The organism is Luteimonas vadosa, assembly GCF_039543545.1.
GTDB classification, from domain to species: Bacteria; Pseudomonadota; Gammaproteobacteria; order Xanthomonadales; family Xanthomonadaceae; genus Luteimonas; species Luteimonas vadosa.
Genome location: NZ_BAABJY010000002.1, coordinates 619,859 through 631,451 on the forward strand (window position 1 = coordinate 619,859; position 11,593 = coordinate 631,451).

Genomic DNA, 11,593 nt, shown 5'->3' on the forward strand with positions numbered 1-11,593 from the left:
AGCGTCGCACAGGCGCAGGGCTTGGGCGCGGATGACCCCGTGGCGACGGCCCGTTCAGGGCCTTCCGAAGGCGCGGCGGCGCCCGGTCAGTCCCGGACGCTTTCGATGGCCTGCTGGAGTTGCCGGCGACGCAGGAGGAAGTCCCACATGCTCCCGCCCACCTGCCGCCATAGCACCGCGGATCGCAAGGCCGCCAACAGGATCGCGCGGATCTCGGCGACGATATCGGGCTGCCCCAGGTAATGCGGGTTGCCCTGCACCAAGATGCGCGGGCGCAAATGGCTGACGGTCTCGGCGTAGAGGTTGCCGAGCGTGGCGAGAACCTCGGGGTGGGCATGGCCCAGGCGATCGGCGGCGGGTTCGGCAGCGAGGATGCCGTCCCGGACCCGGGTGGCGATCTGCTCTTCGCGCACGAAGCGGCGCTCCAGCTGGGTGACCGACAGGGCGAGCCTGGGCAACAGCTGGTCCTCGCCGCGACTGCCCAGGTAGCGCTGCACCAGCCGCAAGCCGGGTGCCAAGGCGTCGACCGCGCCGTACACGTCCAACGGCGAATCCGCCTCGATCCGGAACACGCTGCGCATCGCGGTTTCGAGCACCGCGGCGTCGACCTGGCCGGTATCGGCGACCCGACGGACCTGGTGCAGCGCTTGGGCAAGGCCGGCAAGGGCAAGCGCTCGGTCGTGCATCATGCAGTGGTACTCCTGCGGGCTTCCCCGCGTTGTCGCGATTCCAGTGGCGCGTCGGTCGACGCGATCACCGCGCCGCCGAGGCAGGCCTGCTCATCGTAAAGCACCAGGGATTGCCCGGGGGTCACCGCCCGCTGGGGGCGATCGAACACCACCCGCAACGTTCCCGGATCTTCGACCGTCACCTCGCACGGCTCCTCGCGTTGCCGGTAGCGCACCTGTGCATGGCATGCGAAGCGCCTGCCTGGTGGGCTGCCGGAGATCCAGTGCGCTTCCTCGGTCCATGTCGTCGTCGAGAACAGGTAGGGGCTGTCGCTGCCCTGGTCGACGAACAGGATGTTGCGACCCACGTCCTTGCCGACGACGTACCAGGGAGCCGCAGCAAACCCGCGGATGCCGCCGATCTGCAGGCCTTCGCGCTGGCCCAGGGTGAAATAGAACACCCCCGTGTGCTGGCCCAGGCACCTGCCGTCGGGTGTCTGGATCTCGCCGGCGCGGGCCGGAAGGTATCGCGACAGGAAGCCGCGAAAATCGCGCTCCCCGATGAAACAGATGCCGGTGGAGTCCCGCTTGTCCGCCGTGGGCAAGCCGGCAGCCCGCGCCATGGCGCGTACGTCGGCCTTGACCAGTTCGCCGAGCGGGAACAGGGTCGCGGCCAGTTGCGACTGGCCGAGCTGGTGCAGGAAGTAGCTCTGGTCCTTCGCGCGATCCGCGGCACGCAACAGTTGCCAGCGACCCCCTTGCTTCCCGATGCGCGCGTAATGGCCGGTGGCGATGCGTGCTGCGCCAAGCCCTCGCGCGGCCTCTAGGAAGTGCTTGAACTTGATCTCCCGGTTGCAAAGCACGTCCGGGTTCGGTGTGCGACCGCGCGCGTACTCGGCCAGGAAATGCTCGAACACGCCTTGCCAGTACTCGCTGGAGAAATCCCGGAAATGGATGGGCAGGCCGAGCGTGCCGCAGACCGCGACCGCGTCGCGGCGGTCGTCCTCGGCGCGGCAGTCGCCACTGCCGTCGTCGGCCCAATTGTCCATGAACAAGCCGGCGATACGCGCGCCCCCGCTCGCCGCCTGGTCGCGGAGCAGCATCGCGGCGACCGAGGAATCGACACCGCCGGACACTCCGACGATCGTGTCGCACTCGCTCATGGAAGCTGCCGCAGCACCGACAGGTCGTGCCGATTGCCGCCGAGGTAATCGACGACCGCCCGCCATACCAAGGGACTGCGGTGCCGGTCCCGTGCCGCTTCCAGCTCTGCCGGGGTCCACCACATCGCGCGCACGATGCCTTCGTCCAGGCGCCGGGAGGGCTCGTGGCACAGCGGCTGCGCGGCGAAGGCGAACCTCAGGTAATGGCGACCGTCGCGTTCGCCAGACCGCGGCGGCGCCTTCCACTGGTAGGCGCCGATGAAGGCGGTCAGACGCGTCTGCCAACCGGTTTCCTCCAAGGTCTCGCGCAGCGCGGCGTCCGCCAGGCTTTCGTCGGGTTCGAGATGGCCGGCGGGCTGGTTGATGACCAGGTCGCCGTTGACGCGCTCCTCGACGCACAGCAGCCGTCCGTCCGAAACCACGACGGTGGCGACGGTCACGTCGGGTTGCCAGAATCGGCCCTCGCGGTAGGACATCAGAACGCGTCCTTGTCGCCTGTCAGTTCCAGTTCCTTTCCGTCGGCTGCCTCGGCGGCGACATTGATGGCCGTCTCGAGGCCTTGGGCGTCGATGTCGTCGGGTACGTTGATCACGTAGAGCAAATGGCTGTCATTGATCGCCCAATGACCGAGGGCGCGCCTGGCGTTGTCGCGAAGCAAGGCGCGGAGCGCCTCGGGCGAGAGGCCGGCACCTTCCAGGCTCGCCGCGGGGGCGAACACCTGCCGGATGGCAAGATCCCCCGCCTGGTCGGCCTTCCCGGCGACGTAGACCAGCTGCGACCGTGCTTCCTTCTGCCAGGACAGGACAATCTTGAAGTCGCCATCCTCGTCGACTTCGTAGCGGAAGTCGCGGGACTGGAGGCGCGCCTCCACGGAACCGGGCGGGGCGGCCGCAGCCGCGACCTGGGCCTTTGCAGGGCCGCCGACGGCTGACGCCAGGCAGGCTCCGAGGAGGAAACACTGGAACGTGGCGCGCATTTCGGGCTCCCGAGGTCGAAGGCGTCATTCTGTCCGCCGGGCCCGCCTGCGTCCACACGCGTGTCCTTCGTATAATCGGGCCATGTCGCCGAAGCCAGATCACGAACATGAGCGCGACCACGGCGTCGTGGTCGAACCCGACAAGCCCCAGGTCGCGCCGCCCCCGCTGTATTCCGTCCTGTTGCTGAACGACGACTACACGCCGATGGACTTCGTGGTGGACGTGCTGGTGCGCTTCTTCGGCATGGGCCTTGAGAAGGCCACCCAGGTGATGTTGCACGTCCACACCCGGGGGCGCGGGGTCTGCGGCGTCTACAGCCGCGAGGTGGCCGAGTCGAAGGTGGCGCAGGTCAACGAGTACTCGCGGGTCAACATGCACCCCTTGCTCTGCACCATGGAAAAGGCGTGACGGGGCGCACGGCCGCGGCCGCCGTGGGCGGGCCCGCGCCGGTCCCGGCGAAGGCGCTTGCCAAGGCGGGGATGAAGGGCATACAACGAACCCTGCAAGCCCATGGAAACGGCTGACGCCGGCCCCATCTAGCAGGTAACGGTTTCCCGGAGGCTAACGCCCCATGTTCAGTAAGGACCTCGAATACAGCATCGGCCAGTGCTACAAGCACGCGCGCGAAGCTCGAGACGAATACATGACGGTCGAGCACCTGTTGCTGGCCCTGCTCGACAACGCTTCGGCCGGCAGCGTGCTGAAGGCCAGCGGCGCCGATTTCGACCGGCTCCGCACCGACCTCGAGCAGGCCATCGCAAGCTCGGTGCTCAAGCTGGACGAGGACGATTCCCGCGACACGCAGCCGACGCTGGGCTTCCAGCGGGTGCTGCAGCGCGCCGTCTACCACGTCCAGTCCTCGGGCAAGAAGGAGGTCACCGGTGCGAACGTACTCGTGGCGATCTTCGGAGAAAAGGACTCGCATGCCGTCTACTTCCTGAACCAGCAGGACGTGACGCGGCTCGACCTGGTGAACTACCTGTCCCACGGCATCGCCAAGACCGGGGGAGAGGAGTCGACCGGCGAGGACGAGGGCGCCACGCGGACCGGCGACGCGGCCGAAGGCGAGGCAAAGGGCGACGCCCTGGCCGACTACGCCAGCGATCTCAATGCCTTGGCGCGCGACGGCAAGATCGATCCGCTGGTCGGACGCGGCGACGAGATCGAGCGCACCATCCAGGTCCTGTGCCGCCGGCGCAAGAACAACCCGCTCTATGTCGGCGAGGCCGGCGTCGGCAAGACCGCGATCGCCGAGGGCCTGGCACGGCGCATCGTCGAAGGCGACGTGCCGGACGTGCTGGCCGACGCGACCATCTACTCGCTCGACCTGGGCGCCCTGGTGGCCGGGACCAAGTACCGCGGCGACTTCGAGAAGCGGTTGAAGGCGGTGCTGGCGGCGATCCGGAAGCATGCCGGCGCGATCCTCTTCATCGACGAGATCCACACCATCATCGGCGCCGGGTCCGCCAGCGGCGGCACCATGGACGCATCGAACCTGATCAAGCCGGCACTGGCGTCCGGGGACCTGCGCTGCATCGGGTCCACGACCTTCCAGGAGTACCGCGGCATCTTCGAGAAGGACCGCGCGCTGGCGCGCCGTTTCCAGAAGATCGACATCGTGGAACCTACCGTGGGCGAGGCCTACGAGATCCTGCAGGGACTCAAGCCCCGCTACGAGGCCCACCATGAGGTGACCTACGCCGACGATGCGCTGCAGGCCGCGGTCGACCTGTCGGTCAAGCACATCGGCGACCGCCTGCTGCCGGACAAGGCCATCGACGTGATCGATGAAGCCGGCGCCCGGCAGCGGCTGCTGCCACAGGACCAGCGCAAGAGCCTGATCGACGTCGAGGAAGTCGAGACCATCGTGGCGAAGATGGCGCGGATCCCCGCGAAGCAGGTCAGCGCATCGGACAAGGACGTGCTCGAGCACCTCGAGCGCAACCTCAAGATGGTGATCTTCGGCCAGGACCCGGCGATCGAGACGCTGACCTCCGCGATCAAGCTGGCACGCTCTGGACTTGCCAATCCCGACAAGCCGATCGGCAATTTCCTGTTCGCCGGCCCCACCGGCGTGGGCAAGACCGAGGTGACCAAGCAACTGGCGCTGCAACTGGGCATCGAGCTGGTGCGCTTCGACATGTCCGAGTACATGGAGTCGCATTCGGTGTCGCGGCTGATCGGCGCGCCCCCGGGCTACGTGGGTTTCGACCAGGGCGGCCTGCTGACCGAGAAGATCGTGAAGACCCCGCACTGCGTCCTGCTGCTGGACGAAGTCGAGAAGGCCCACCCTGACATCTTCAACATCCTGTTGCAGGTCATGGACCGGGGCATCCTGACGGACACCAACGGGCGCGAAGCGAACTTCCGCAACGTCATCCTGGTGATGACCACCAACGCGGGCGCGGCGCAGGCGGCGCGGCGTTCCATCGGGTTCACCCACCAGGACCACAGTTCCGACGCCATGGAGGTCATCCGCAAGGGCTTCACGCCGGAGTTCCGCAACCGGCTCGATGCCGTCGTGCAATTCCAGGCCCTGGGCCTGGACCACATCCTGCGCGTCGTGGACAAGTTCCTGATCGAGCTGGAAACCCAGCTGCACGAGCAGGGCGTCAGCCTGACCGCGACCCCCGCCGCGCGGGAGTGGCTGGCGCAGCATGGGTTCGATCCCCTGATGGGTGCGCGGCCGATGGCCCGCGTCCTGCAGGACAAGATCAAGCGCCCGCTGGCCGATGAGCTGCTGTTCGGAAAGCTGGCCAAGGGCGGGCGGGTCACGGTCGACGTGGTCGACGGGCAAATCTCGCTTGACGTCCAGGAAGAACCCGAACGGCTGCTGCCGGTGACGGTGTAACTTGGCCAGGCAATCGAGCCGTGCGATACGAGATCGCCGGCCACGAAAAAGGCGGCTTGTAGCCGCCTTTTTCATTCAATGACTTACCGCAACTACTTCATGCGATAGGTAATCCGACCCTTGGTCAGGTCGTAAGGGGTCATTTCGACCTTTACCTTGTCGCCGGTCAGGATGCGGATGTAGTGCTTGCGCATGCGCCCGGAGATGTGGGCGATGATCTCGTGGCCGTTCTCGAGCTTCACCCGGAACATGGTGTTCGGGAGGGTCTCGGAGACCGTGCCTTCGAATTCGATGACGTCGTCTTTCGACATGTGTCCTTCTTGATGCTGCAGTGGTGCCGGCCGGAGGCCGGACAAGCGGCGCATTCTGACACTTCCCGGGGGTGGCTGCAAAACACGGGCAGCGGTCATTCATCTGGCCGGGGGCGGGCGCCGCTCGCGAGCTCGGATGCGGCGAGCGTGCCGAAGCGGGTCGTCCACGAGCCGGGTGGGGCCTGCGTCGAGCGGACCAGGTCGCGCAGGCGCCCGATGAATTGGTCGCGGCGGAGGCGCCGGGCCCCGAGGCGTTCGAGATGTTCGTTCTCGACCTGGGCGTCGATCAGCGGCCAGCCCCAGAGGTGCAGTGCGTGGGCGAGGGCAGCCAGAGCCACCTTGGATCCGCCGGATCGAGCGCTGAACATGCTCTCGCCGAAGAACATGCGACCCAGGGCGACGCCGTAGATGCCGCCTGCTAGGACATCGCCGTCGAAGACTTCGACGCTGTGGGCGTGCCCCATCCGATGCAATTCGCGGTAGGCGTCCTGCATCCCGGCAGTGATCCATGTCCCCTCCTGCCCGCGTCGCGGCACTGTGGCGCACGCCCGGACGACCGCGTCGAACGCGGTGTCGGCCCGCGCCACCCACGTGCAGTTCCGCAACCCCCGCTGGAAACGCGACGACAACTGGACGCCTTGGGTCTCGAACACCATCCGCGGGTCCGGCGACCACCACAGTATGGGCTGGCCGTCGGAGAACCAGGGGAAGATGCCGAGGGCGTAGGCGTTCAGAAGCCTTGCTGGCGTCAGGTCGCCGCCGAACGCGAGCAGGCCATTGGGGCGTTCCAGCGCCGAAGACGGCGGCGGGAAAGGCGACCCAGGGTCTTCCCCCAGCCTGGGCAGGTGCACGCTCAAGGCAAAGGCTCCGGCGGTGTCCGGAACGGCGTGCGCGCCGCCAGCGCCTGCGCATGGCGGCGGACCGACGCCGCCTCCTCCGTGCACCAGGCACCGATGGCCTGCCGGAACGCGGGGTCCGCGATCCAATGGTGGCTGTGGACGATGGACGGCAGGAATCCGCGGGCGATCTTGTGCTCGCCCTGGGCGCCGGGTTCGAATCGGCCAAGGCCTTCGCGGAGGCAATATTCGATCCCCTGGTAATAGCAGGCCTCGAAGTGCAATCCGGGAGGCGATGCCACCGCACCCCAGTAACGGCCATACAGCGTGTCCCGGCCCCGTAGGAACAAGGCGCCCGCGATCGTTGCGCCGGCCGCTTCGCAGAGCACGAGCACGAGGCTCCGAGGCATCTGCGTGGCGAGGTGGCGGAAGAAGTCGATCGTGAGCGCCGGCGAATTGCCGTACTCGGCGAAGGTCCTTAAGTAGAACGCATGCATCGCGGCCAGGTCGCGATCGCTGGCCTCGTCCCCGTGCACGGTGCGCAATTGCACTCCGAGCCGCGCGATCCGGGCCCGCTCCTGTCGGATGTTCTTCCGGTGCTTGTGGTCCATCGCCGCAAGGAAGTCGTCGAAATCCTTCCAGCCGTGGTCGTTGCCCCAGTGGTATTGCACGTCGATGCGTTCCAGCCAGCCGGGCGGGGCACCGGCCTGCGCAGGCAAGCGTGCGCCATCGCTGGCGGCTGCCGATTCAAACTCCCCGGATTCGGATGCGCGGTGGAAGTTCACGTGGGCGGAGGACAGGCCGTGGTCGTCGGTCAGCCCGGCGATCGCATCGACCAACGCGACCTTGTCCGACTCGCAAGCGGCGAGCAGGCGCGGCCCGGTGACAGGGGAGTAGGGCACCGCACAGAGCCACTTGGGGAAGTATTCACGCCCGTGGCGGGCATAGGCATGTGCCCAGGCATGGTCGAAGAAGAACTCCCCGTGCGAGTTGCTCTTGAGGTAGCCAGGGGCAGCCGCGACCAGGTTGCCATCGCGCCACAGGGTCAAATGCCGGGCTCGCCAGCCCCATTCGTCGCGCAGGCAACCGTGGCGCTCCAGCCCGGCCAGGAACGCATGATGGACGAAGGGGTTCCCGCCGTCGTGCAGGGCGTCCCAGCGGTCCGGGGGGATCTGTTCGATCGCATCGAACAGCCGCCGCTCAAGCGGTGCCATCGGCGGCCGGTCGCTCTTCCGGGACCTGCGTCGCCCACGCACCCTGGCTCGCCGTCCGCTGCAGATCCACGCGATCGGGCTCGAACGTCATCGTCGCCATGGCCCTCGCCAGCGTTTCCCTGGAATGCCGCGCCACGGGTTGGCGCATGGGGGCGTACTCAAGGCGCGAGAGCGCGATGAAGGCCTTCTGCAACTTGATGCCAATCTCGCGCATGTGCGCGCCCTCCCGCGCGATCGAAGGGAACACGTCGTCGTACATGTCGGCTTCCTCCAGTTCCGGCACGTGGACGTGCGGAAAGCGGACCTCCGCATGGCCGGCATGGCGGGCCCGCGCCTCCGACCACTCCACGAACAGGCGCACGATGGTGCTGATGACGTCGATGCAGGTGCCCGGGTCGTTGACCGCCGGCGAAAGCGCACGCACGGCAACCTCGTTGAGCACGACCAGGCCGTAGCGGGGGTCATGCTCGAACGTCCGCGAGTCGCCGATCGAGAACGCATCGCGCACGCCTTTCAAGCCGTCCTCGTCCAGTGCGGTCGTGACGATGGCGAGGGGCCGTCCGGGGACGGCCAACGTCCCCGGGAGCGCAAGCACGTGGAGATTGCAGCCGTGGGCGGCCGCGACCCGCTCCAGTTGTTCCATGTCCAGGTGCTCGACATAACCCACATCCGGGGCCTCGATCGGAACGCCGTCCGGCGGCGGGCCCTCGAATGGCACTCCGCCCATCCAGGGCGCCTTGGCACGCGTGTGCATCGCCCGGCGCGTGGCCGCCTCCACCAGGTTGATGGTCTCGCCGACCCGGCCGAAGCGGGAGAGTTGCTCGATCCACCTCAGGAGCGTCACCGTGATCACCACGATCACCAGCACCGAGGCGATGAACAGAACCATCCGCCCGCCATCGCCATAGATCCCGGTGCTCAGGGCGATCAGGCCCGCGATCGAGAAAAGAAACGCACCGATGAAGGTGGCCAGCGCGATCTGGGCGCCGTTGTCCTCGATCAGCAGGTTGGCCGCGCGCGGCGTGGCGGATTGCGAGGCTGTCCCGTAGGCCGAGACCATCGTCGCCAGAGAAAAGGTGGTGACCGCGAGCATCGAGGTCGCCAGGATTGACAGGATGTTCCCCACGGAATCCGCGCCGAAGCGTCCGGCGAGCCCGGGGGGCAGGACGGGCCTGACCACCACGCCGACGAGGGCCGTCAACACGGCCAACCCGCAATACAGGGAAGCGCGGAACCACATGCGCTTTGTGAGGCGCTGCAGGACGTAGAGCCATCTTCCGGTCAAGGCCACGACTACCACCCGGGTGAGCTGGGTCTACCAGTATCGCCCTTCGGCGCGCACGCGCCACGTAAACGCGGCGCCGCGCTACTTTTCCAGGAACTTCTCTGCATCCAGCGCCGCCATGCAGCCGAAGCCCGCCGAGGTCACCGCCTGCCGGTAGACCTGGTCGGCGACATCGCCGGCCGCGAACACCCCGGGCACGGAAGTCGCGGTGGCGTTGCCGCTGAGGCCGGAGCGGATCTCGATGTAGCCGTTGTTCATCGCCAGCTGGCCCTCGAACAGCGAGGTGTTGGGCGTGTGGCCGATCGCGACGAAGAAGCCATGCACGTCGATCTCGCGGGTGGAGTCGTCCTGCACCGACTTCAGGCGCATGCCGGTGACGCCTGCGTCGTTGCCAAGCACCTCCTCGACGACGTGGTGCCAGACCGGCTCGATGAGGCCTTCCTCGATCTTCGCGAACAGCTTGTCCTGCATGATCTTCTCGGCACGCAGGGTGTCGCGGCGATGCACCAGGTACACCTTGCGCGCGATGTTGGACAGGTACAGCGCCTCCTCCACCGCGGTGTTGCCGCCGCCGACCACGGCGACGTCCTGGCCCTTGTAGAAGAAGCCGTCGCAGGTCGCGCAGGCAGAGACACCCCGGCCCATGTACGCCTGCTCGGACGGCAGGCCCAGGTATTTCGCGGTGGCGCCGGTGGCGATCACCAGGGCGTCGGCCGTGTACTCGCCGTTGTCGCCCTTCAGCCGGAAGGGGCGTCGAGACAGGTCGGCGCTGTGGATATGGTCGAACACGGTCTCCGTGTCGAAGCGCTCGGCATGCGCTTGCATCCGCTCCATCAGCGCGGGTCCAAGCAGTCCATGGGCGTCGCCCGGCCAGTTGTCGACCTCGGTGGTGGTCATCAACTGCCCCCCCATCTGCAGGCCGGTGACGACCACGGGATCCAGGTTGGCGCGGGCGGCGTACACGGCTGCCGTCCAGCCTGCCGGACCGGAGCCGAGGATCAGCAGCCGGCAGTGTTTCGGGGCGGAGTTGGGGGAAGTGGTCATGTATACTCGCGTTCCATGAAATCGCTGCGTTTCGGACCCCATAGCTTGGCGGCACGGCAGCGGCAACACAAGGCGCCGATCGCGGGCTCGCTGTCCGCGGTCTGCATGACATGATTCCGTTTCGCGCCGCGCCAGCGGCGTTTTTTGTGCAGGAGCGAACCTGATGCGTATCGGTATCCCTTCGGAAACCAAAACCCTCGAAGGGCGGGTGGCCCTGGTGCCCGCCGCCGCCGGCGACCTGGTCAACCGTGGGCACGAGGTCTGGCTGCAACAAGGCGCCGGGCTCAAGTCCGGTTTCCGGGACGAGCAGTACGCCGCGCTCGGCGTGAACATCGCCCCGGACGCGGCCGCCCTGTACGAAAAGGGCGAGCTGATCGTCAAGGTCAAGGAACCGATCGAAGGGGACCTGGCGCTCCTGCGCAAGGACCACCTGCTGTTCTGCTACCTCCACCTGGCGGCGGAGCCGGCGCTGACCCGGCGCCTGCTCGACATCGGGTTGACCGGAATCGCCTTCGAGACCGTCGAGCTGGCCAACGGCGACCTGCCGTTGCTCGCGCCCATGTCGATCATCGCCGGCAAGATCGCCACCCAGGTCGGCACGACGCTGCTGCACCAGCCCAATGGCGGGAAGGGCAAGCTGCTCGGCGGACTGCCGTCGACCGAACGCGGAAAGGTCGTGGTCTTCGGGGCGGGCATGGCCGGGGGCGCGTCCGCCGCGCTCGCCGCGGCCGGCGGATCAAACGTGGTCGTGTTCGAGATGCGCACCGATCGCATGGACGAAATGATGCGGCTGGGCCACAACGTCACTGCGTTGTATCCCTACGATGACGTGGTCACGCGTGAAGTCGCTACCGCCGACCTCGTCATCGGCGCGGTGCTGGTGACCGGGGCGAGGGCCCCGAACGTGCTGACCCGGGACATGCTCAAGGGCATGGAGGACGGCAGCGTGGTGGTCGACATCTCGATCGACCAGGGCGGATGCTTCGAGACCTCCCGCCCCACGAACTGGAAGGATCCGACCTACGTGGAGGAGGGCGTGACGCACTTCTGCGTGACCAACATGCCCGGCGCGGTGCCGCAGACGTCGTCGCAGGCGATCTGCGCTGCAATCCTGCCCTGGGTCAACAGGCTCGCTTCCGGAAGTGCCTGGCGCGATAACGAGGCGCTGCAAAAGGGCATCAACGTGGAAGCCGGGAAATTGATTCATCCGGCGCTGCAGGGTATGAATGTTTGATGTAGCATCA

General features: G+C 67.2%; 12 protein-coding genes. 3 read left to right on the forward strand and 9 right to left on the reverse strand.

Annotated elements, in window-relative coordinates:
* Nucleotides 1-86 precede the first annotated feature (86 nt).
* The 4 genes from hflD to ABD970_RS08710 are packed head-to-tail and all read right to left on the reverse strand — an operon-like array spanning nt 87 to nt 2,807.
* Nucleotides 87-686 carry a high frequency lysogenization protein HflD gene (gene hflD / locus ABD970_RS08695; RefSeq protein WP_345295692.1) on the reverse strand — a complete coding sequence of 200 codons (600 nt, stop codon included), beginning with the start codon at nt 684-686 and terminating at the stop codon, nt 87-89.
* Nucleotides 686-1,831 (reverse strand): tRNA 2-thiouridine(34) synthase MnmA, encoded by a 1,146-nt coding sequence (mnmA, locus tag ABD970_RS08700; protein ID WP_345295096.1) that lies wholly within the window; start codon nt 1,829-1,831, stop codon nt 686-688. Before mnmA ends, hflD begins: the two co-directional genes overlap by 1 nt.
* Nucleotides 1,828-2,307 (reverse strand): NUDIX hydrolase, encoded by a 480-nt coding sequence (locus ABD970_RS08705; RefSeq protein ID WP_345295097.1) that lies wholly within the window; start codon nt 2,305-2,307, stop codon nt 1,828-1,830. Before ABD970_RS08705 ends, mnmA begins: the two co-directional genes overlap by 4 nt.
* Complete coding sequence (locus ABD970_RS08710) at nt 2,307-2,807, reverse strand: YbjN domain-containing protein (RefSeq protein ID WP_345295098.1); 501 nt, start codon at nt 2,805-2,807, stop codon at nt 2,307-2,309. Before ABD970_RS08710 ends, ABD970_RS08705 begins: the two co-directional genes overlap by 1 nt.
* A gap of 82 nt (nt 2,808-2,889) precedes the next feature.
* Between ABD970_RS08710 and clpS the strand changes: the two genes are divergently transcribed.
* Nucleotides 2,890-3,216, forward strand: a complete 327-nt coding sequence (gene clpS, locus ABD970_RS08715; RefSeq protein WP_345295099.1) for an ATP-dependent Clp protease adapter ClpS — start codon at nt 2,890-2,892, stop codon at nt 3,214-3,216.
* A 163-nt stretch (nt 3,217-3,379) separates the two neighbouring features.
* On the forward strand, nt 3,380-5,659 hold the full coding sequence (gene clpA / locus ABD970_RS08720; RefSeq protein WP_345295100.1) for an ATP-dependent Clp protease ATP-binding subunit ClpA: 2,280 nt from the start codon (nt 3,380-3,382) through the stop codon (nt 5,657-5,659).
* A 92-nt stretch (nt 5,660-5,751) separates the two neighbouring features.
* Here clpA and infA read toward each other — a convergent pair whose 3' ends face one another.
* The 5 genes from infA to trxB form a co-directional block, all read right to left on the reverse strand.
* Nucleotides 5,752-5,970, reverse strand: a complete 219-nt coding sequence (gene infA / locus ABD970_RS08725) for a translation initiation factor IF-1 (RefSeq protein WP_345295101.1) — start codon at nt 5,968-5,970, stop codon at nt 5,752-5,754.
* 95 nt (nt 5,971-6,065) lie between these two features.
* The gene (gene aat, locus ABD970_RS08730; protein WP_345295102.1) at nt 6,066-6,827 is read right to left on the reverse strand and encodes a leucyl/phenylalanyl-tRNA--protein transferase; all 762 of its coding nucleotides are present in this window, start codon (nt 6,825-6,827) and stop codon (nt 6,066-6,068) included.
* Complete coding sequence (locus ABD970_RS08735) at nt 6,824-8,020, reverse strand: GNAT family N-acetyltransferase (RefSeq protein WP_345295103.1); 1,197 nt, start codon at nt 8,018-8,020, stop codon at nt 6,824-6,826. Before ABD970_RS08735 ends, aat begins: the two co-directional genes overlap by 4 nt.
* Nucleotides 8,007-9,311: a DUF2254 domain-containing protein gene (locus tag ABD970_RS08740; protein WP_425563070.1), complete on the reverse strand. Its 1,305-nt coding sequence runs from the start codon at nt 9,309-9,311 to the stop codon at nt 8,007-8,009. Before ABD970_RS08740 ends, ABD970_RS08735 begins: the two co-directional genes overlap by 14 nt.
* Before the next feature lie 75 nt (nt 9,312-9,386).
* Nucleotides 9,387-10,349 (reverse strand): thioredoxin-disulfide reductase, encoded by a 963-nt coding sequence (trxB, locus tag ABD970_RS08745; RefSeq protein WP_345295105.1) that lies wholly within the window; start codon nt 10,347-10,349, stop codon nt 9,387-9,389.
* Nucleotides 10,350-10,512: 163 nt separating this feature from the next.
* Here trxB and ABD970_RS08750 point away from each other — a divergent pair, with 163 nt between their 5' ends.
* Nucleotides 10,513-11,583: an alanine dehydrogenase gene (locus ABD970_RS08750; RefSeq protein ID WP_345295106.1), complete on the forward strand. Its 1,071-nt coding sequence runs from the start codon at nt 10,513-10,515 to the stop codon at nt 11,581-11,583.
* The last annotated feature ends 10 nt before the right edge of the window (nt 11,584-11,593 follow it).